This is a genomic window from Oligosphaera ethanolica (genome assembly GCF_030814695.1).
In the GTDB taxonomy this organism is placed as follows: Bacteria; Verrucomicrobiota; Lentisphaeria; order Oligosphaerales; family Oligosphaeraceae; genus Oligosphaera; species Oligosphaera ethanolica.
The window spans coordinates 5117730-5138831 of sequence record NZ_JAUSVL010000001.1; the positions used below are offsets into that span (position 1 = coordinate 5117730).

Genomic DNA, 21102 nt, shown 5'->3' on the forward strand with positions numbered 1-21102 from the left:
CACCGTTCCCAGGAACCAACACTATGAACACCTACCCACTCTTCCCCACCAGGCCGTCGCTCTGCCTCGACGGCGTCTGGGATTTCGCCTGGCTCAGCGACGACCAGAAGCCCCTTGCCGATATCGACGCTACCGGTATCGTCTTCAATGAGCATCAGGCCGTCCCCGGCGTCTTCGATACCGATGTCAAACGCTACGGCAAACGCGGCGTCGGCTTCTACCGCAAACAGCTCGCCTTCGCCTGCGCTGCCGGCCAGCCCCTGCGTCTCCGCATTGGTGGACTGGGCCTCGCGGCCAAATTCTGGTTCGATGGCCAGCTCATCGCCAGCAGCGAACTGGCATACTCCTCGTTCAACATTGATTTCAACGCCAGCCTCGCCGGCAGCACCCACGAGCTGATCATCGCCGTGGACAACCGCTTCAAGCCCCAGGCCACGCCAATCTTCGCGCCATTCTTTGATTTCTATGGCTACGGCGGCATTTACCGCTCCGTCGAACTCCAGGCGCTGCCAGCCGCCTTCATCGAGCGGGCGCAGGTCACCACCCTCGACGCCACCGCCGGCAAGATCCGCCTGAGCATCGAACTGGGCGGCGCCGTGCCAGCCACTTTCAACGGCACGGTCGCCTTTGACGGCAGTGCTGCGCAAGGCCTGTCCCTTCCCGTGCAGGACGGCCGCGCCGTCACCGACCTACTCGTGCCCAATGCCCGCCTCTGGTCGCCCGACAGCCCCAATCTCCACACCGTCACCATCAGCAACGATACAGACTGCATCACCGAGCGCTTCGGTCTGCGCACGCTGGTCACCAACGGCGAACGCATCGTTCTCAACGGTAAGCCACTGACCCTCAAAGGCGCCAACCGCCACGAGTCACACCCAGAATTCGGCCCCGTGCAAAATCCCCACTTGATCATGGGCGACCTCCTCCTGCTCAAAAACATGGGCGCCAATTTCGTCCGCTGCGTCCACTACCCGCAGGACCAGATGTTCTTCGATATCTGCGACGAAGTCGGCATGCTCGCCTGGCAGGAAAGCATGGGCTGGAACAACACCGAGCCAAGCACCAAAGATCCCCATTTCTTCGCGCTGCAGGTCGAACAGACCCGCCTCATGGTCAACAATGGCATGAACCACCCGTCCATCATCCTTTGGGGCTTCCTCAATGAATGTTGCTCGGAAACCGCCGGTGGCCGCGTCCTCTACCAGACGCTTGCCGACACTATCCGCCAGCGCGACCCGAAATTCCTCGTGACCTACGCCTGTAATCGCACCCACGCCAATCCCGACGGCACCCCCGCCGACATCTGCTTCGATCTCTGCGATGTCGTCGCCTTCAATACCTACCCCGGCTGGATCGGCGGCAAATGCACCTGGCTCGACGAAAGCGCCAGTCTCATCGCCCCCGAAATCATCCGCATCGCCGCGCTTGCCCAACAGCCAGCCCTCAAAGGCAAGCCCGCTATTATGTCCGAAATGGGCTGTTGCGCCCTCTACGGCTTCCACGACATGGCCAATGCCCAGTGGGCGGAGGAATACCAGGCCGACTACGTCAGCGAGGTCTGCCGCCAGGTCTTCGGCAACGGCCGCTTCATGGGCCTGGCCATCTGGCAGTTCTGCGATACGCGCTCCTACGTCAACGCCGCGCCCGGCGTGCGCAGCAAGCCCCGCGGCTTCAACTGCGCCGGCCTCGTCGATGAATACCGCCGACCAAAACTTTCCTACTGGGCCATCCAAAAGCTCTACCGCGACCTGCCCTGAACCATTTTCTACGCTATTTTTCCCTCTTGTCCCCTATATCCGCAACCAGCAACCCAAAGGAACCACCGCCATGCTACCGCAACGCGAATCGTATTCCTACGAGATGATCCGCAGCGAGCTCACCTGGGTGGTCGGCGACGACCACGTTCAGACCGACTGCTCCGAAAAACTCGCCCACTCCATCGACTACTACTGGGTCCCCGAAGTCTGGCACGACCGCGGCCTCAAACCGCAGGTGCCGACCTTCGTCGTCCACCCCGCCAGCGCCGAGGAAGTCTCCAAAATCCTCCAGATCGCCAACACCTACAAAATCCCCGTCACCCCCTGGGGCGGCGGCTCGGGCTCACAGGGCGGCGCCCTGCCCATGTACGGCGGCATCAGCCTGGATACCAAACGCCTCAACAAGGTTCTGGAAATCGACCCGGTGTCCATGACGGTCACCGCCGAAACCGGCATCATCATGCAGCAACTCGAATGGGAAGTGGAAAAAGCCGGCTATAGCACCATGCATTACCCCGCCTCCATCGGCTGCGCCACCCTCGGCGGCTTCATCGCCCACCGCGGCACTGGCGTGCTCAGCACCAAATACGGCAAGATCGAAGACATGATCATGTCAATGGAAGTCGTTACGCCCACCGGCGAGATCATCAAGACCCTGCCCGTGCCGCGCCATGCCTCCGGACCAGACCTCACCCAGATGTTCTGCGGCAGCGAAGGCACCCTCGGCGTCGTCACCAAGGCGACCATGAAAATCCACCCGATTCCCGCCGCCCGCAAATTCCACGCGTTCCTCTTTGAAGACATGCACGGCGCCATGGTCGCTGGCGCCAAACTTATGACCAGCCGCCTCCAGCCCTGCGTCATCCGCCTCTATGACAACGCCGAAACCGCCAAGCTCATCAAACGCGTCCTCGGCATCGAACGCAATGGCTCATACCTCGTCTTCGGTTTCGACGGCGAAGAGGCCATCGTTGACCTGCAAATGAAAAAAGCCGTCGAAATCTGCAAGGAAACCGCCATCGAAGACCTCGGCACCGACATGGGCCAGGCCTGGTGGGACCACCGCTATAAATTCTTCTACCCGCCATACATGTTCCAGCTCCCCCAGGCCTTCGGCACCCTCGATACCGTGGCCACCTTCGCCAATATCGAAAATGTCTACTGGGGCATGAAAAACGCCGTCAAGGAGCAATTCCCGCAGGCCACCTTCATCGGCCACTTCTCCCACTGGTACGACTGGGGCTGCATGCTCTACGCACGCTTCATCATCGACAACCCGCCGCAGGATGCCGCCGAAGCCATCGCCCTCTATAACCGCATCTGGGACGTTGCCATCCGCGCCGCCATCAAAAACGGCGGCGTCATCAACGAACACCACGGCGTCGGGCTCAAACTCGGCCGCATCATGAAAGACCTCTACGGGCCGGCCTTCAATGTCCTCGAAGGCATCAAAAAGACCCTCGACCCCAACAACATCATGAACCCCGGCAAAATGGGCTTCCAAGGAGTGTGATCACTATGAATATGGACAAATACCTCGATGTCATCAATGCCTGCCGTTTCTGCTTCATGTGCCGGCATCTGGCCACACTCGCCGCCGTCACCGGCAAGGAAGCCGACACCGCTCGCGGCCACGCCCTCATCGCCGACCGCATCCGCATGGACAAAACCGAGCTGGCCAATGCCGATTACATTCGCACGATCTATCAGGCCGACCTCAGCGGCTCCTGCCGCAAGCACTGCGTGAGCTCATACGACGAAATCGGCCTCAAGCTGGCCCTGCGCCAGGACTTCGTCGAAGCCGGCCTCGCCCCGGCGGCCGTTAGCGCCTTGGCCAAGGAATTCACGGACGTGCAGTTCAAAGTCAGCGGCAACGGCGACATGCTGTACTATCCCCATCCCTGCATCGAAGCCCACCAGCCAGAAATCGCCCAGGCCTTCCTGAGCGTCGTCCCCAATGTCAAGGTCATTGACGGCGGCGATTGCGGCAAGGTCCTTAAACTCCTCGGCTTCGCCAAGGAATCCCAGGCGGTCGCGGCGCGCTTCCAGGCCGCGGTGAAGGCCTCCGGTTGCAAGACAGTCGTGGTTTCCAACCCAGCCGCCTACGATTTCCTCAAATCTGATGGCGCCATGGACGGCATCACGGTCCTGCATAGCTCGGAAGTGCTGCTGAACAGCAATCTCGGCTCGGCCGCCAAACTCGGCAAGCTGACTTTCATCAACAGCGACTTCCTGCGCAACTACCAGGAATGCAATGCCCCCATGGACCTGCTGGCCAAACTCGGCTGCGAGGTCGAACGCTTCGGCACCAACGGCGAAGACTCCTACGCCTGCGGCGAGGGCTCCATGCCCGGCATCCGTCTCTTCCCGGAATTGACCCGGAAGATGGTCGCCCACGTCGCCGATATGGCCAAGCGCTTCAAAGTCGAGACCATCGTCACCCCGTCGCCCTTCGTCAAGCATGCCTTGACGACCTACGCGCCGGAACTGAAGGTCCTCGCCATTGAAGAAGTCGCCGCAGCGGTTAAACTGTAGCGAGTTACTGCGCGGCAGTCATCGCCCCCGCACCGCCCCGGGCAGCATTGCCGCCCGGGGCGGTCTGTCTTTATCGCCATCAGCCCCCTATTGTCCCGCCTCCTCGCCAACCCGAAAGCAGCGCCCGATGCTGACGACATTGCTCATCAAGGTCTTTGTGCCCAACCCGGAACAGCCTGAGGATCCGCCCAGCCGCCTCGCCTACGGCATGCTCTGCGGCCTGATCACCCTCGCCGTCAATATCCTGCTCTTCGGTTTCAAGCTGGCCATCGGCATTATCAGCGGCAGCATCGCCATCGCCACCGACGCCATCAACAACCTCTCTGACGCCGGCTCGGCAATGATCACCGTCGTCGGCTTCAAACTAGCCGCCAAACGCGCCGACGCCGAACATCCTTTTGGGCACGGCCGCATGGAATACGTCGCCGGCCTGCTGATCGCGGTCATCATCATCGCCGTTGGCGGCAATTTCCTCAAAGAGTCCATCGTCCGCATCATCCGGCCCCAGCCGGTGGACATGCCCCACGCCCTCGCCTACCTTTACGGCGCCACCGTCGCCGCCAAACTCTGGCTGCTGTTCTTCACCCGCCGCGTTGGCCGCGCCATCCACTCCGAAGCCATCGGCGCCGTCGCCTTCGACTGCTTGTCGGACATCCTCATCACTGGCATCGTCCTCATCTCCGTCGTCGCCGCCCATTACAGCAGTCTGCCCATCGATGGCTGCGCCGGCACTCTCGTCGCCATTATCGTCATCGCCGGCGGCATCAACAGTCTACGCAAAATCATCAATCCCCTCCTCGGCGAACGGCCCGATCCGGCCCTGGTGGACGAATTGCGCCGGCGCCTCCTCGCCTGCGCAGGCATTCGTGGCGTTCACGACGTCATCGTCCACAACTACGGCCCGAGCACCTACTTCGCCTCCGCCCATGCCGAAGTCGACCGCGATGGTGATCTGGTCGCCATGCACAACATCCTCGAAGCCGCCGAGCTCGAAATCGCCCGCTGCATGCCCGTGCGCGTCATCCTCCACTGCGATCCCTACGTCACCGCCGATCCCCAGACGCGACTCTGGCGCCAGCGCTGCGAAGACGCCGTCCGCGCCATTGACCGCCATTTCGTCGTCTACGACCTCAATCTCGATATCGCCACCAAAGCCCCAGCCGACGATGCCACGGCCAACGGTATTGCCGCAAACAGCACCGCCGCAAACGGTGCCAACGCCAATGCTGCTGCAACAGCCCCCGGCGCCGGCCCCGTTCTGCACTTCCACCTGCTCATTCCCCGCAACTACCCGCTCTCACAGGACGCCATCAACGCCAAGCTCACCGAGACCCTCCAGGCTCACGACCCCAAACTCTCCGTCCACATCGACTTCATCTCCTCATTCGTCTGAGCCCAACCGGTCCCATCAATCCCCAGCGCCGCGCCAACCGGTCCCCAGCGTCAAGACGTCCCTAACCGGTCCCCAGCGTCAAGACGTCCCCAACCGGTCCCCAGCGTCCCTTGAGTCCCCACGGTCCAATCCATGGGACCATGCCTTATGAGTCGTGAGTCCTCGCCCCAGAGCCGCGCCAACCGGTCCCCAGCGTCAAGACGTCCCCAACCGGTCCCCAGCGTCAAGACGTCCCCAACCGGTCCCCAGCGTCAAGACGTCCCTAACCGGTCCCCAGCGTCAAGGCGTCAATCCCCAGCGTCCCTTGAGTCCCCACGGTCCAATCCATGGGACCATGCCTTATGAGTCGTGAGTCCTCGCCCCAGCGCCGCGCCAACCGGTCCCCAGCGTCAAGGCGTCTCCTGGGGCCGGCCAATATCAATGGCTGACCGATTACCTCAGACCCTGTAATGGCTCACTCATTGATACCAGCCATTCCTACGGTCATTTATTTTCAGCGCTCAAATGCCAACAGCAAGACGGTTAGCGGTGGGCGATCAAAAAGGCCGCAGGGATATGGGTGATCAACTACCACCCCTCGTTATTGCTGTATGATATTCTCTTAAGCGCTGTCTCCCCGCATACAAACCGTCCCGATACCTGTGGCGCAGCTACGACCTATCCCCAACAATCTTTTGGACTGGGTGAAACTTTTTACAAAAATCGTCCCCCTGCTGATGGATTCACCAAGCGCGGTCTGATTGTGCGGTTATGGTAGCCGTTGTTTGCTTAAAGCGCGCGTTTTTTGCGGCGCGTTGAGACGTCATCCACTGAACTTGGAGGCCCGTCATGCATCTGAAGAATGTCACCTTGGAATTGAGCAGTAAGCCTTTTTACAACGACAGCGAAGCCGAGATGATCCGCGTCGCGGAAATCATGTTCCGGCAGTGGCTGCCGCTGACCATGCACGCCGACATGGTGTCGGTCATGCTGTGGAATGCCGACGGTAGCGAGATTCTCCAGTACAGCGGCGACCTGCAACAGTCCATGGAGTGGGCCTACTGGATCGGGGTCGCCAACCCCGGCCCGCTAGTGCCAGAGAATCCCAGCCCGCGAACACGCGAAAACAGCCATCTCTTCCCGAAGAAATACCGCCCGGACGCCGGCCCGCGCACCTACGCCTGGCTGAAGCAGCTCACGGCCGTGCTCAAGGAGGTCGGCGGCCGCATCACCGGCAAGCCCATACGCATTGGCGCGACGTTTGACAACGGACCGGAATTCTCCATCTCCGATTTCAAATACTCGCGGCACAAAGAGATTGCCCAGGCCCACACCATGTACCCCAACAGCTTCGTGGTCTGCACCGCGAAGCTCCACGCCGATCCCAAGCCCTACGCGGGCTTCCCAGACGGCATTCCCGAAGGCATCACCCTCGGGGCCTTCCTCGGCCGGCAGTTCCACTGCTTCGCCAACGATCTCGGGTTCGACTACATCTGGCTCTCCAATGGCATGGGCTTTGGCCACGAAACCTGGGGCATCACCGGCGCACTCTTTGACAAACAGCAGTTCTTCCCCGAAAAAGCCCCGCAGGCCGCCCAGGATATGATCGATTTCTGGAACGACTTCACCAACAACGCCCCCGGCGTGGTCATCGAAACCCGCGGCAGCAATTTCTCCGCTGGCCTGGAAATCGCTTCGGACAGCTGTCCGCTGCGGCAGATCTATAACAGCTACAATGTCGCACCGCCGGTGAACTCGCCCTGGGCGGCGCTCAACTTCAACACCGGCGTGGAGCTGGCTGCGTGGATGAGCCACATCTGCGAAGTGCCCAGCGGCAAATTCCCCTTCCGTTTTTACACGCACGACCCGTGGTTCTTCAATAGCCCCTGGCTGGACCGCTATGGCCGCGAGCCCTGGGATATCTTTCTGCCGCTGTCCATCAGCCGCGTCAACCGCCAGGGCAAAGTAGAAGTTCCCGACACGATCTCCTTCCTGTCCGTCGATGACACGCTGGGCCGCCTGCCCGATCAAGTCCCCAATGAAGTCATCCCGCACCTCATGGAGGCATTTGACAACGCTCCAGACGCCATCGCGCCTTTCCTGTGGCTCTATCCCTTCACCGAATACGACGAGCGCGTTCACGGCGCCAATCCCGACCCGGCGCCGATCTTCAGCGAAGACTGGTTCCTGGGCGCGGCCATCCAGAATGGCCTGCCGCTGAACACCGTCGTCAGCAGCGACAGCTTCAAAGCCATCGCCGCCACCCAGCCCGCGCTATTAGCCACACAGCTGTTGGTCGTGCCGATCTCCGGCGTCACCCCCGAGCTGCTGGCAGCCTTGAAGCAGGTCAATGCCATCGGCGGCAGCGTCCTCTTCTACGGCCCGGCCGTCGCGGCCATCTCAGAGCTGCGCCAATGGCTCGGCTTGGCCCTCGCGGAACCGCTCAGCGGCGAAGTAAGCATCGAGACCAGCCTGGCCGAAGACCTCTGCGAGAACGGCACTGTCGCGCGGGTCCTGCAGGTCGTGCCGCAGTTCAATGGCGGTGGCCTGGTGGAAGTACCGGCGGCGGGCAGCAACGCACAGGTGCTGGCCAGCGCCTGCCAAGACGGCGCCAAACGCGTCCTGGCGCAACTCAGCACGCTCGCTAATGGCGCCAAGATCGGCTATGTGCGGTCGCTGTCGCCCTGCTCGCCAGACATCGGCAAGGGCCGCGATTTGCGCCTGCAGCAGCCCTCCGTCGCTTATCCCAGCGAACGCCTGATGCGCTACATGCTGCCCTGCTTCGGCTGGCAGTTCCGCGAAAAAGGCTACCGGCCCGACACCTTGCTGCCGCGCATCAATCTGTCCCGCCACGACAACGGCTTCCGCTTCGCAATCTTTGCACCGGACACCACCGCGACCGTCCTGGCCAAAACGCCCATGGGCGCACCGATCCTCACCGAGCAGGAAACGCGCCTCGAAGACGGCTGCGCCCTTTGGCAGCCCGCCAAATGCGTGCACCAGGAATGCCGCTGCTTTGTCCGCCAGGACGCGCCGTCGGTGATTGGCGCCAAAATCATCTTCCCGGCTTACCAGGGCTACCACAGCCGCCGGCACTACACCGGCCTGATTGATGCCGAAGTGCGCTTCTTCCCGCCCACGGACGCCGGCGCAAAACTGGCCTTCACCACCAGCAAAAATGGCGGCTGGAGCATGCTCAGCGAAAACTTCCTCACCCCCACCTGGGAAGACACGCCATATGGTCGCTGCGCCGTCTTCAAAGGCGTCAACGGCGTCTTCCACGCCGAGTGGTAAGGGCCGTTGCCTCCCGCACCACGCCGTATTTTACCGTCAAGCATCCATTTGGAGACAGATATCATGATCAATCCCGTCATACCCCGCCGCAAGCCCCTTCGCGCCAATGTGGCCATGTTTTCGATTGGCCTGGACACCTACTGGCAGCAGTTCCCGGGACTGCTCGATGAGCTGCTGGGCAAAAGTGCCCGGTTGGTGCAGAAACTCGAAGCCAACCAAGTCACCGTCAGTGACTTCGGCATGGTCGATTGCGCCCAGCGCGCCTACGAGGCGCTGCCCAAAATCAAGGCAGCCGATCCTGACGTGCTCTTTGTGGACATGGTCACCTATGGCACCAGCGCGACCTTCGGCGCCATCGTCCGCGAGATGAATTGCCCGGTGGTGCTGGTGGCGCTGCAGCCCCTCAGAGCCATGGATTACGCGCGCGGCACGACCTACATGCAGCTCTGCAACGACGACTATTGCTCCGTGCCGGAATTCACCGGCGTGGCCTTGCGCATGGGCCACCCCGTCGCCGATGTCATTATCGGCCAGCTCGATGGCGACCCCGAGGCCGACACTGCGCTTGCCGAGTGGTGCCGCATCGCCCACGTGCGCCACGATCTGCGCCGGGCGCGCCTTGGGCACATGGGCCACGTCCTCGAAGCCATGCTCGACATGCAGACTGACCCCAGCTCACTCACGGCGCAGCTCGGCTGCCACATCGTCCAATGCGAAGCCGATCAGATGCTACCCACCTACCGCAGCGTCGATCCCGCCGGCAAAGACGTCATCGACATGAAAAAGCGCATCCTCGCCTTCTTCGACACGCCTGTGCCCGTCTCCGACCCCCTCACCGAAAAACTCACCGACGCCGATCTGGAGACCGCTGCCGTCGTCGCCGTCACCCTCGAAAAATACATCACCGAGAAGTCCCTCGACGGCCTGGCTTACTACTACGAAGGTGAGCCGGACTCGGTCACCCGCAAGCTCGTCACCAACTTTATCGTCGGCAACTCGCTGCTCACCGCCGCCGGCTTTCCCATGTGCGGCGAATTCGACATCAAGACCTGCGTGGCCATGCTTATCATGGACCGCCTCGAAATTGGCGGCAGCTTCGCCGAATTCCACCCCATTGACTTTGAGCGCGACAGCGTCCTTGTCGGTCACGACGGCCCCCATCACCTCAATATCGCCGAAGGCAAGCCCGTCATCCGCAGTCTGAAGAAATACCACGGCAAGCCCGGCTCCGGTGCCGGCGTGGAATTCAATATCAAGACCGGCCCGATCACCATGCTCAGCGTGAGCGTGAATGACCACGGCCGTCTGCGCTTCATCGTCGCCGAAGGCGAGTCCATGCCCGGGCCGATCCCCCCCACCGGCAACACCAACACTCACGGCCGCTTCGCCCCCGACGTGCGCACTTTTCTCAAACGCTGGTGCCTCAGCGGACCGACGCACCATTTCGCCCTCGGCATCGGCCACCACGCATCGACTCTCGTCAAAATCGCCGACTCCTTCGGCATCGAGTGCATCCGCGTTACCGAGTGACGCCATCCCTTGTCTTCTTCGCGCCTTCGCGCCTTCGCGTGAGGAAAAAAAAGCCGCACGGCAAGCCGTGCGGCCACGGAACGGTCGCGCCTTCCACCCGGCGGCATGTCTTGCCGCGCAGCGGCAAGACATGCCGCCATTCTTCTTCTTCCTCTTCCTCTTCCTCTTCGCGCCTTCGCGCCTTCGCGTGAGGTAAAAAAGCCGCACGGCATGCCGTGCGGCTACGGAACGGTCGCGCCTTCCACCCGGCGGCTTGGATTGCCACGCAGCGGCAAGACATGCCGCCATTCTTCTTCCTCTTCTCCTTCGCGCCTTCGCGCCTTCGCGTGAGGCAAAACAAGCCCACGGCAAGCCGTGCGGCCACAAAATCTGCGGAACAAACGCCTTAGCGTGCGCGTGTTTGTTTACAACGGCACATTAGCGCTGCGGAGATCGTCTTGCAAGGCCTTAACATCGACCTTTCGCGGCGCGATGCCCTTCTTTACACACTGCGCAGCGGCGGCGCCGACGGCCTCGCCCATGGCGAAGCAAGTGGCGATCACCCGCACTGACGACATGCCACCACTGTCCGCTGACAGACAACGGCCCGACACTAGCAGATTCGACGACTTATTCGGCACGAAGCAGCGATAGGGAATGTCATACCACATGTTTTCGTCATTCACCTTGAACCCGAACATATTGTCGAAGAGCTGATCTGAGTATTTGGTTTTCATGATGCAATCCGGCTTGATGCTACACTTCTTGTCACAGAGATTGCTGTGGCCGTTGTAGCGCCCGAGCGGACAGTGAATGTCGAGGAACCAGCAGCCGCGGGCGACCGTGTCGTCAAAACGGCGGCTGCTGAGCACGTCGTCACCAGTCAGGACGTAGTCGCCAATGATCTGCCGGGTTTCGCGCACGCCGACCGCAAACGGCGTCTCCATCAGATAGCAGTTTTCGTAGCCAGGGACGAACTGCCGGTAGAAATCCACGATGGCCAGCGTGTCGCGCCGGATTTTGACCTCCGCGCGCGTGAGGTCGTGCACGTTGGTCGCATCGCCGGCGCAGCGCGTGACAGTCGGTGTCGATTCATCTGGACGCAGCGTTATGCCTTGGTCACTGACTTCGCCGGCGAAAGTGTGGTAGGACGGAATGCGTCCTTCATCAATGGCCTTGGCGATGAACTCGCGGCTTGCCTTGTCGTGTTCCTTGGCCTTTGCCATATCGACACCGCCGATGCGGAATTTGGTCCCCATGGGCTGTGTTTTGCCATCGGCAGGGCGGCCCTTGCTGTAGTCGCAGCCCAGGCGATACGCCAGATCGCCATCGCCGGTCGCATCAATGAAGTACTTGGCGCGGACGGCCTGGCGGCCGGATTTACTCTCAATAATTACGGCGTCAATGTGATCGCCCTGGCGAACGACGTCCACTACCCACGCATGCAGCAGCAGTTTGGCGCCGGATTCTACCACCATGTGGTCAGCGACGTGCTTGACCATCTCCGGGAAGAATTGAACGGCGCCTTTTTGCTTGATATAGTCCGGGCGCACGCCACCGAGGGCCTTAAGCCGTTCAAGGATTTCAACCGGTATGCCACCGAGAATCAAGTTGGTCTTGCGGAAAGCATAGCCGAAGAGCGGCCCCATCATGCCGCCGCTGGCCAGGCCGCCGAGAATGCCGTAACGCTCAATCAGCAACACGCGCGCACCGCGCCGCGCTGCCGCCACCGCCGCGGGAAAACCGCCAGGCCCGCCGCCAGCAACCACCACATCGACCTCATCAATGACTGGTAATTCTCTCGCTGCTTCGATAATCGTGCTCATGTCGCTACTGCCTTTCCTGCTTTTTTTATGGAACCATCACGTTGGCAAGTTCCGCGGCGGCCTGCCGCGCCAACGCTAGTGAATCATCTATGTTTTTGGGCGCCGTAATATGCATGCCCAAGGCCGCAACCACGGCGCCGCCGTGGCTATGCACTGGCACCGCCAGGTAGGTCACCTGCAGTTGCGAAGTCGGCACCAGCGCGAAGCCTTCACGGCGAACTGCCGCCAACAGCGCCTTCAGACCCTCCTCGTCGCGAATATCCGCCGGCAAGTACGCCGCCGGATAAAGCGCAAGCTGCTCAAGAGCGCATTCCCAAGGCGCATTCGCCAGCAGCACTCGTCCCGTCGCCAGCTGCAGACTTGGATGCGGCCCGTGCGGTATCTCCAGCTCGGGATGACGCAGGCCCTGCCGGGGATCAATCACCAACAGTGTCGACTGCAGGCTGCCCTGCAAAACCGACAGCACCACCCGGTCATTCACCAACAACGACAGCCGCTCCAACACCGGCCGGGCTAATTCCCGCAACGGATGCTGCGCACAATAGGCCCGCGCGTATTTCCCGCAGCCCACCGATAGCTCATAACGCTTATCCGCGCCCTGGCAGATCATCCCCAAGGACTCCAGCGTCTTCACAATCTTCAACGTGCCCGGTGCACTCAGACCCAATGACTGACTCAGCGAACTCAGATTCGCCCCGCCATGCGCCAGCAAATCCAATAACCGAAAGGCATGTTCGACAGACTGTATCGGCGATGAAGACATAGCATTATTAACTCCTGGTTAATTAAGTTTAACTCAAACAAGGCTAACGATAACCCGCCGTAATAGCTTGTCAAATAAAAAAAGGCAAAAAAAATCCGCACGGCAGAAATCGGTCAGCCATTGATAACGGATGCCAGGCATGCCGCCGACGTCAGCCCCAGGTAAGCAAGTGAGTTCCATTGCCCCTTTGGCCCCAGTCAGCTGCGCCGACTGGGGCCAAAGGGGCCGAGGAATACGAACATAGTCGCCATTGTACCCAGGGCGGCGCCCGCTTTCAGCGTGCTTGCCCTGGGCTGGTCTGTTTCGCGCTTGCAGCGCTTCTGCCGCTTCGCGGCAATGAAATGCCGCGATGACAAAAGGCTGTTTTGGTTGAAACAACTGGCCACTGGGAAATCGTTAAGTGAAAAGCATCCGACTGATCCGACTGATCCGACTGATCCGATTGATCCGACTGATCCGACTGATCCGACTGATCCGACTGATCCGACTGATCCGACTGATCCGACTGATCCGGCTGATCCGACTGATCGGTCTGATCGGTCCGATCGGTCTGATCGGTCCGCGAAAAAAGCCAGACGATCTGTCCGCTCCGTCCGCGTGATCTAGCCGGGCTCCTGTGCGCGTGCGTGAATCCGCCCTATATTAGCGCAGTCGTTCACCCACCGGCCGAGGCACATTCTGCCACAAGGCCCAATCTTGATCGAAGCCGGGTTTATAGCGAGACGAAGTCTCATTTCCCCTGCCAACCGAGGAGTATCTCGATATGCCATCACGCCGAGCCATCCTTGTCGTCGCGGCCTTGTTGCTGAGTGCTGTTTGTGCATTGGCGCAGGTGGATAAGCCCCTTGTGCGCTTTGGTCTGATTGCCGACCCGCAGTACGCCGATCAGGACAGCAAGCTCGGCCGCAATTATCGCCAGGCAAAGGATATGTACCGCCAGACCTTGGCGCGACTGAACCAGGAGCCGGACCTGGCATTCATCATGGTTCTCGGTGACATCATTGACGGTGCTAAAGACGACGACATGGCGCAAATGCTTGCGCTTGCCGCCGACAGCCGCGTCCCCGTGAAGTTTCTCGCCGGCAATCACGATCTGCAACGCCACAGCGAAGAGCAGCTCAAGGCTTTTTTCGGCGTGGACGATCTGTTCTATGACTTTGCCGCAGGCGGCGTGCGTTTTGTGGTCATCAACAGCCAGGACGTCAGTCTCGTCGCCGACGAAGCCAGCGGCCGCCAGCAGGCCGCCAAGGACTTCCTCGCGGCCCACAATGGTGTGCAATTCAACAGCTACGACGGGATGCTCTCCGCCGAACGGAAGCAGTGGCTGCGGGACAAGCTGGAAGCGGCCAACACGGCTGGCGAAGACGTCGTGGTCTTCTCCCACGCGCCAGTGTGGTATCTGGCCAGCAGCAGCCGCGACCTGATGTGGGATCACATGGAGATGCTGGCCGTGCTGGACGGCTGCCCGCGCCTGCGGGGATTCTTCGCCGGCCACAACCACCGCGGTGGCCTGTCGCCACGGCGACGCGTGCTGCACAAAACCGTGAAGGCGTTGGTGAATGCCAGCGAGCCCACGGCCTGCGTCGTCAGCATGTACCAGGATCGCCTGGACATTCGCGGCATCGGCGCGGAAAGCGACTACGCCCATCCCTACGATTTCGCACCGGTGCTTGTCCGCGGCCACGCCGTGCCGGGCGCCTATGTCATGGCCAACACGGGCGAAATCACCAAAGCTGGCAACGACGGCAGTTTCAGCCTGACGCTGGCTCTGCCCGGCGTCTACTGCCTCAAGGCCGTCGCTGATGGCATGGCCGACGCCTATCTGCCCATGCTGCAGCTGCCCGTCGCCGAGGAGCTGCACTTCGCGATGACACCAGAACCCGGCCGGCGCGTGGTGCACGGCATTCTCGCTTCCCCCGCACAACTGACCATTACGGACGACGGCCAGCCAGTGCGCAGCTTCGACCTGGCTGGCAATCCTTACGGCGGCCTAACGCCGCCCAAGCCCGGCATGTGGCACCAGAACAACCGCCATTATTGGACCATGGGCGAATATGCGTTTTCCGCGCGCGGCGAAGTGAAGATATCGCACATGCACGAGCACCCGTTGCTGCGTGAACGCGGCTGGTACAAGGGCGATTTCCACGCGCACATCATCCACGGCGAGAATATCTACAAAAGCAACGTCCAACACCTTGCAGCCATCTGCCAAGCCGAAGGCTATGACTGGATGTACCTGGCCGGCAGTTTCGCCAATGACCGCGCCATCGCCGACTACCAGGGCATTGCCGAAGCGCTGTCACACGAGCGCTTCCTGCTGCGCCTCAACATGGAGTACCCCAAGACCATCTACGGCCATGTCGGCAATGTCGGCGTCCCCCCGCTGACCATGCCTTTTGACCCCGAAAAACGCAGCAACTTCGCGCAGGCCCGCGAGTACATCTACCAGGCCGGCGGTGTGGCCATACCCGTGCATCCGCTCTACACCGGCGCGATGCGCAAGGATAAAGACAGTGGCCGGGAACTGTCTTGGATGAGCGGCCGCGACAACGCGCTGTGGCTCCTCTGCGAACCCGACATGATGCCATGCCTCGACCTCTTTTACATGAGCGGCAGCTTGTCCCGCACGGAAAAATACTGGTATTCGCTGCTCAATCGCGGCTACCGCATCGCCTGCAGCGCCAGCAGCGACGCGGCCTACGACGTCGGCCGCACGCCCGCCAGTGGCCGCGGCGCGACTTTCGTCAAAGCCGACGCACTGACCGAGGCCGCCATCGTCCGCGCCTTCCAGGAACGCCGAACGATGGTCAGCTGGAACAGCGCCGCACTGATTATCGACATCGACGGCAAAAGTAGCGGTGATATCATCCGCCCCGCCGGCAAACACCAGCTCAGCGTCGATGCCTATAATGTCCCCGGTCGCGAAGGCCATCTGCGCATCATGCGCAACGGCAACGTCTTTGCAGAAAAGACGCTGCGCTTTCCTGACGACGGCCACGTCCGCCTGGAATGGCCCCTGGCCGAGCAGGAGAATTGCTGGTACCTGGCCATCATGACACCCCCTGGCAAACAGGAAATTGCCGCTGCCGCGTCGCCGATTTACTTCCGCCACGACGACTTTGTGCCGCCGGAAGTCCTGCCCTTCCCCAAGGAGCTCCCCGCTGACCTGCGCGACCGTATCAAATTCATGACCCTCGACGAAATTGTGTCGCCGGCGGTCTTCGACGAAATCGCCGACCGTCTCCGCGCGCTGGCCAAACAGCCGTAGTTGCACTTCTGCGCGCGCGTACAGCATAACTTTTCGCAGTGGACCATCCCCGCAGAGTAATCGGTCAGTAACCACCCCGGCAGGGAATTCACCGAGGACAATTTGCAGGAAACCCACGGCCAACCGCCGCCCAGCCATCCGACCTTGATTTTCCGCCGACCTTTGCGGCAGCGGAGTCATAGCGGGCCCAGAGTAGCAGCGGCTTCCAGCCGCTGTGCGCACGGCTCGTGCGGCGGGGGAGACGGGTCGGGTACGGTCGGCGTGGATGACGAGGACGGTTTAATGAGCCGTCTTGTCGGAGTGGGCGAGACGCCCACTCCACGGCCGCGAGACGTAATCGGCAAGTAACCGCCCCGGTGGGGAAAACACCGGGGTGGTTACTGACCGATTACCCTGCGAGTCGTTCTGCGCTTGGCGACGGCTTGCGCCGCGCCCTGCCGGCCTTATATTCTTTTTTTCTGCGGCCGCGCGAACGTGGGGCCCACTCCCAGCGCACCACGAGCCGGTCTTTTCCCCCATTATCCTATTGTGGACGATATCATGCAGCATCCTTATTTACCCCACGGTTTGTTTGTGACCTTTGAGGGCCCGGAAGGCAGTGGCAAATCCACGCAGATCGGCCTGCTGGAAAAACACTTGTGCGAACTCGGCTATGAGGTCCTGGTCACGCGCGAACCCGGTGGCACGCCCATGGGCGAAGAGCTCCGCCGCATTCTCATGGAGCTCCGGAACGAAAAAGTCGCCCCTGAAAGCGAGCTCTTGCTCTTTGGCGCCAGCCGCGCACAGCACATGTGCAATGTGATACTGCCCCATCTGGAAAAGGGCGGCGTGGTCCTCTGCGACCGCTTCGCCGACTCTACCACCGCCTACCAGGGCTACGCCCGCAAACTCAACATGGACTTCATTCAGCGCATGCACGAGCTGACCCTCTACGGCCGTTGGCCCGACCTGACGCTGCTGTTGGATATCTCCGTTGATGAAAGCGAGCGACGCACGCAGCAACGGGACGGCGACACGCCCGTCGATCGCTTCGCCAGTGAAAACCGCGCGTTCCATTTCGCCGTGCGCGAGGGCTTCCTCGATCTCGCCAGGCACAACCAGAAGCGCTTCCGGGTCATATCAGCGGATCTGCCCGTAGACGATGTCGCCGCCCGCATCCGCGAAGAGGTCAGTCATGTCCTTCGCTGACTTTGCTGAACGCTATCCGCGACTCTGCCAGTGCCTGCAACAAGCCAAGGCCAACGACCGCAGCGGTCAGGCGTACCTGCTGGTCGGCGACACGCCGGGCCTGCTCGAAGACTTCGCCATGGCCTGGGCGCAAACGGCCGCCTGCACCGGCGGCCGCACGGACGGCGCCGCCTGCGGCAAGTGCCAGCCATGCCGTCTCTTCCAGATGAAAGCCTACCCGGAATGCTTCATCCTCCGGCCGCAATCCAAATCGCGGACGATTACTGTGGACAGCATGCGGCAGTTCGACCACGATCTGTCCTTGGCCGCCGCGCCAGGCCGCCTGAAGGTCGGCATCATCGTCGAAGCCGAATGCATGGGCGCCGAAGCGCAAAACGCCTTCCTGAAAACCCTCGAAGAGCCGCCCAGCCACACCATGCTGCTTTTGCTGACGGTGAACAGCCGCCAGCTCTTGCCGACCATCCGTTCGCGCTGCCAGTTGCTCTCGCTCCTACGCAATCGCCAGGACTACGCCATTGCCGTTGAGCAAGGCCTCTTCCCAGTGCTGGCCGGCCTGCGCCGTAACGCCGGCGCCAGCGTCGCGGTGCGCGCCGCCAGCAGAATCAGCGCAATCCTCGCTGGGCTGCACGCCGCCGCCGAGGCAACGGCCAAGACTGACGACGACCCGCGCTGGAAGGACGCCGACGACCCCAAAATCAAAAAGCAGCTCGAAGAGGAACAGACCGCCAAGGTCGAAGCCGAGTACATCCGCTGCCGCGAAAATCTTCTCGACGCCATGCAGGCGTGGTTCCTGCAACGGCTGATCATCGCCAACGGCGCTGACGAACAGCACCTGCCACACCCCGAAATGGTCAGTGCCGCACCGGAACTACTCCGGCAGCGGCCCAACCCATGGGAAGCCGAACAGGACGTGCGCATGGTCGAAGAATTTGTCCGCGCTCTCCGCGGCAATGTCGAGGAACGCCTGGCGCTGGATGCCATGTGCCTGAGCATCACCGAGAAAATCGCCGCGCGCGCCCCCCAGCCCGCCGCACGCCGCTGAGACATGCAGAAAGAGCGACCAGTGTGATCTTTATTGCGGGGGAACTGGGCAAAATGCCGCTGTGGTTAATGAGTTCCATTGCCCCTTTGGCTTCAGTCAGCTTCGCCGACTGAGGCCAAAGGGGCCGAAGAACGCGAATATAGTTGCCGTTTTACCCAGGGCGGCGCACGCCTTCAGCGTGCTTGCCCTGGGCTGATATGTTTCGCGCTTTCAGCGCTTCTGCCGCTTCGCGGCGATGAAATGCCGCGGCGACATCAGGTTGTAGTGTTGGCGCAACAAGCGCATGGAAATCGTTAAGCGGAGAGCATGGCGTCACCAGTCTGTCGCGTGCGCGTGGGTATCAGTCTTGCCTGCTCCTTGCCTACCCGCATTATCCTTTGCGGTACATCAGCAGGACGAAGCCGTACCGTTTCAGGGTGACTTTGACCTGGTCGCCGGTGGCAATGACGCCGTAGTCGCCGTAGCCATCGCATGACTCGTAGCTGAAGCCCGGCACTGTGATGACGCCATCGGCCTCATCAATCTCGCTCTGGGTGGCCACCACCGCCATGCGGCCATCGCGGGCAATGAAGGAGCGGGCCTGGATGCCGGCGTTGTCCAGCGTGAAGCCCAGCGTATCGCGATAGCGGCCGCGCAGGAGGAAGTCGCCGCAGCGCTCGCGCAGGCCGTTGGCCTCCTTGAGCCAGGCGGCGTATTTCGGCGCGGCAGCCACGGTCTTGCGGCAGCGGAAGATCTCGACATCGCTAACCATGCCCAGCAGGAGCGCGTGGTTCACCCGGCGTTCCACGCCGCAGTAGTCATCGCGAATTTCGCGGTCACTAAGGACGATTTCCGGGAAGACGTATCGGGACCACTCCTGGAACCAGCCGGGGTTGGCGCCGCCGGTGATATTGTGAATGTAGTCCACGTGCTGAGTGGTGACATCCGAGAACCACTCAATGCCCAGGGACACCTTGGGATTGCGGCTTTTGATGTGTTCACGCAAGGCCTTGACCATGCGCATTTTCGCGGCCATGGGATCCATCATCGGCACGCGATGGCCGTGGTTCGGATCGTAGCAGGGCTGGGAGATATAGCCCAGCTGGTCGAAGAAAACACCGTCGGCACCCATATCCATGGCCAGGTCCGCCAGGCTCTTGAGATGCTCCAGCCATTCCTCGCAGTACGGGCAAGCCGTCACAAAGGACTTGTTGCCAAAAGTGCGCAAGGCCGTGCCAATGCTGCCGAATTTATACCACTCCTGATGCTCGACGCCATTTTCGTTCTTGACGGACAGGCGCCGCCCCGGCCCGCGATAGTAGGCAGTGTCCATGTCGATTAGCTGGCCGTTGAAATAGAACAGCACTTTGCCACCGCCGGCCTGAAAACGCCGGACCTGCTCGCGCATGGCGTCCTGGCCGCCCTGGGCGGGATCGGCCTCGTATTCCGGGTAGCCGGCATCGTGGCCGGCCGTGTGCCAGCCAAACATCAGTAAGGTATCAATGCCCGCAGCCAAGCCGTCCTTGAGGATTGTCTCCATCTCATCATAGCGATAGAAAGTCTCGCCGTACTGATGGCGCATGATGATGCGCTGCCAGCCGCGCATGGCGTCGACATGTTCCGGTCGCGGCTGGGGCTTGAACCAGCTGTCGGCCCAGGCGCGATAGAAATCGGCACCAACATGCCAAGTGCCGTTGTAGGGCTTCCAGACGAAGCCATCACAGGCGACTTTCTCGCCAGCGCTGATGAAGGGATACTTGACTATGCCGGCCTCGAGCACGTCGCCGCTGAGCCGGAAAAGATGCAGAGTGTTCTGAAAACTCACGTCGTGACTGCCGATGTACAGCCCACGGTCGCCGCAATCGAAAATGTAGCAGTTGCTCGCTGAACGCCCAGGATAAAGGTTGTCCATCTGAATAAAGCGTTCATCTGACGCCATGTACTGCGAATGGCAGGCGCGGATGGAAGCCTTGATGTTCCCGGTGACTTGGCCGCCGGCAGCAGTACGGATCAACCGCGCGTTCTCCGGCAGGCGACAGTCACCCAGCAGGGGAAAGTGATACTCGCGTATCACAGCGCCGGGGTCGTTGTTCTCCAGGCTGATGTGCCAGGCGACATGGTCGTCATGCAGAATCGCATGAATGATCAGCTTCGCCGCCAGCGGGCCGTCGTCGCCCGCAAGAGCGTTGTACACCAGGCTGATCTCGCGATTGTCAATCACACTGATGAGCGGCCGGTCGCAACCGCGCCGAGCGTAGTTTTCCTTGCAGAGGCCGCGTGCGTAGATGACCCGCCAGAGGTCGCCGCCGCCGCCGTATGTCCAGTCTTGGCGTTTGTCCTTGAAAGACAGAACCTGGCCATCATCCCCGAAACGTATTTCCAGGGCGGCATTGGCAAGTGTGTATTCGCTCATGGCAGTACTCCTCTACGTGATGACCGGAACCGATGAGGTGACAATGTGGCAAGCAGGCGGCAGGCACGATAGAAACTAGCGCGTCTCGCCACGCACAACGAACCCAAATATAGTCGTTGTTATCCCAAGCGCCCTCTGCGCGAAGCAAAGATATTC

The 21102-nt window shown here is 61.3% G+C and carries 13 protein-coding genes; 10 read left to right on the forward strand and 3 right to left on the reverse strand.

Going from position 1 to position 21102, the window contains the following annotated elements:
- Nucleotides 1-23 precede the first annotated feature (23 nt).
- The 6 genes from J3R75_RS17770 to J3R75_RS17795 all read left to right on the forward strand — a co-directional run bounded on the left by J3R75_RS17770 (nt 24) and on the right by J3R75_RS17795 (nt 10488).
- The gene (locus J3R75_RS17770) at nt 24-1757 is read left to right on the forward strand and encodes a glycoside hydrolase family 2 TIM barrel-domain containing protein (RefSeq protein ID WP_307264495.1); all 1734 of its coding nucleotides are present in this window, start codon (nt 24-26) and stop codon (nt 1755-1757) included.
- Nucleotides 1758-1827: 70 nt separating this feature from the next.
- Nucleotides 1828-3270, forward strand: coding sequence for an FAD-binding oxidoreductase (locus J3R75_RS17775; protein ID WP_307264497.1), 1443 nt, complete (start codon nt 1828-1830; stop codon nt 3268-3270).
- Nucleotides 3271-3275: 5 nt separating this feature from the next.
- On the forward strand, nt 3276-4292 hold the full coding sequence (locus J3R75_RS17780) for a hypothetical protein (protein WP_307264500.1): 1017 nt from the start codon (nt 3276-3278) through the stop codon (nt 4290-4292).
- Between the two features lie 127 nt (nt 4293-4419).
- On the forward strand, nt 4420-5685 hold the full coding sequence (locus J3R75_RS17785; protein WP_307264503.1) for a cation diffusion facilitator family transporter: 1266 nt from the start codon (nt 4420-4422) through the stop codon (nt 5683-5685).
- An 828-nt stretch (nt 5686-6513) separates the two neighbouring features.
- On the forward strand, nt 6514-8958 hold the full coding sequence (locus tag J3R75_RS17790; protein WP_307264506.1) for a hypothetical protein: 2445 nt from the start codon (nt 6514-6516) through the stop codon (nt 8956-8958).
- Nucleotides 8959-9021: 63 nt separating this feature from the next.
- The gene (locus J3R75_RS17795) at nt 9022-10488 is read left to right on the forward strand and encodes an L-fucose/L-arabinose isomerase family protein (RefSeq protein ID WP_307264509.1); all 1467 of its coding nucleotides are present in this window, start codon (nt 9022-9024) and stop codon (nt 10486-10488) included.
- Between the two features lie 404 nt (nt 10489-10892).
- Here the strand turns inward: J3R75_RS17795 and J3R75_RS17800 are convergent, their stop codons facing one another.
- Together J3R75_RS17800 and J3R75_RS17805 are read right to left on the reverse strand one after the other, a co-directional pair.
- Nucleotides 10893-12293, reverse strand: a complete 1401-nt coding sequence (locus J3R75_RS17800) for an FAD-dependent oxidoreductase (RefSeq protein WP_307264511.1) — start codon at nt 12291-12293, stop codon at nt 10893-10895.
- Nucleotides 12294-12318: 25 nt separating this feature from the next.
- Complete coding sequence (locus tag J3R75_RS17805) at nt 12319-13056, reverse strand: IclR family transcriptional regulator domain-containing protein (RefSeq protein WP_307264514.1); 738 nt, start codon at nt 13054-13056, stop codon at nt 12319-12321.
- A gap of 400 nt (nt 13057-13456) precedes the next feature.
- Here J3R75_RS17805 and J3R75_RS17810 point away from each other — a divergent pair, with 400 nt between their 5' ends.
- The 4 genes from J3R75_RS17810 (at nt 13457) to J3R75_RS17825 (ending at nt 18554) form a co-directional block, all read left to right on the forward strand.
- On the forward strand, nt 13457-13657 hold the full coding sequence (locus J3R75_RS17810) for a hypothetical protein (RefSeq protein ID WP_307264519.1): 201 nt from the start codon (nt 13457-13459) through the stop codon (nt 13655-13657).
- Between the two features lie 162 nt (nt 13658-13819).
- Nucleotides 13820-16324 (forward strand): CehA/McbA family metallohydrolase, encoded by a 2505-nt coding sequence (locus J3R75_RS17815; protein WP_307264522.1) that lies wholly within the window; start codon nt 13820-13822, stop codon nt 16322-16324.
- Between the two features lie 540 nt (nt 16325-16864).
- A complete protein-coding gene (gene tmk, locus J3R75_RS17820; RefSeq protein ID WP_307264524.1) occupies nt 16865-17512 on the forward strand; it encodes a dTMP kinase in 648 nt (215 codons plus the stop codon).
- On the forward strand, nt 17499-18554 hold the full coding sequence (locus J3R75_RS17825; RefSeq protein ID WP_307264527.1) for a DNA polymerase III subunit delta': 1056 nt from the start codon (nt 17499-17501) through the stop codon (nt 18552-18554). The genes tmk and J3R75_RS17825 overlap by 14 nt, the downstream gene beginning before the upstream one ends.
- A gap of 370 nt (nt 18555-18924) precedes the next feature.
- Here the strand turns inward: J3R75_RS17825 and J3R75_RS17830 are convergent, their stop codons facing one another.
- Nucleotides 18925-20946: a DUF6259 domain-containing protein gene (locus tag J3R75_RS17830; protein WP_307264530.1), complete on the reverse strand. Its 2022-nt coding sequence runs from the start codon at nt 20944-20946 to the stop codon at nt 18925-18927.
- Nucleotides 20947-21102: the final 156 nt, after the last annotated feature.

Excerpts from the sequence above, each read along its gene's own strand:
- J3R75_RS17795 (WP_307264509.1), top strand. The coding sequence starts at position 9,022 with ATGATCAATCCCGTCATACCCCGCCGCAAGCCCCTTCGCGCCAATGTG.
- J3R75_RS17830 (WP_307264530.1), bottom strand. The coding sequence starts at position 20,946 with ATGAGCGAATACACACTTGCCAATGCCGCCCTGGAAATACGTTTCGGG.
- J3R75_RS17805 (WP_307264514.1), bottom strand. The coding sequence starts at position 13,056 with ATGTCTTCATCGCCGATACAGTCTGTCGAACATGCCTTTCGGTTATTG.
- J3R75_RS17780 (WP_307264500.1), top strand. The coding sequence starts at position 3,276 with ATGAATATGGACAAATACCTCGATGTCATCAATGCCTGCCGTTTCTGC.
- J3R75_RS17800 (WP_307264511.1), bottom strand. The coding sequence starts at position 12,293 with ATGAGCACGATTATCGAAGCAGCGAGAGAATTACCAGTCATTGATGAG.
- J3R75_RS17825 (WP_307264527.1), top strand. The coding sequence starts at position 17,499 with ATGTCCTTCGCTGACTTTGCTGAACGCTATCCGCGACTCTGCCAGTGC.
- J3R75_RS17785 (WP_307264503.1), top strand. The coding sequence starts at position 4,420 with ATGCTGACGACATTGCTCATCAAGGTCTTTGTGCCCAACCCGGAACAG.
- J3R75_RS17815 (WP_307264522.1), top strand. The coding sequence starts at position 13,820 with ATGCCATCACGCCGAGCCATCCTTGTCGTCGCGGCCTTGTTGCTGAGT.
- J3R75_RS17790 (WP_307264506.1), top strand. The coding sequence starts at position 6,514 with ATGCATCTGAAGAATGTCACCTTGGAATTGAGCAGTAAGCCTTTTTAC.
- tmk (WP_307264524.1), top strand. The coding sequence starts at position 16,865 with ATGCAGCATCCTTATTTACCCCACGGTTTGTTTGTGACCTTTGAGGGC.
- J3R75_RS17775 (WP_307264497.1), top strand. The coding sequence starts at position 1,828 with ATGCTACCGCAACGCGAATCGTATTCCTACGAGATGATCCGCAGCGAG.
- J3R75_RS17770 (WP_307264495.1), top strand. The coding sequence starts at position 24 with ATGAACACCTACCCACTCTTCCCCACCAGGCCGTCGCTCTGCCTCGAC.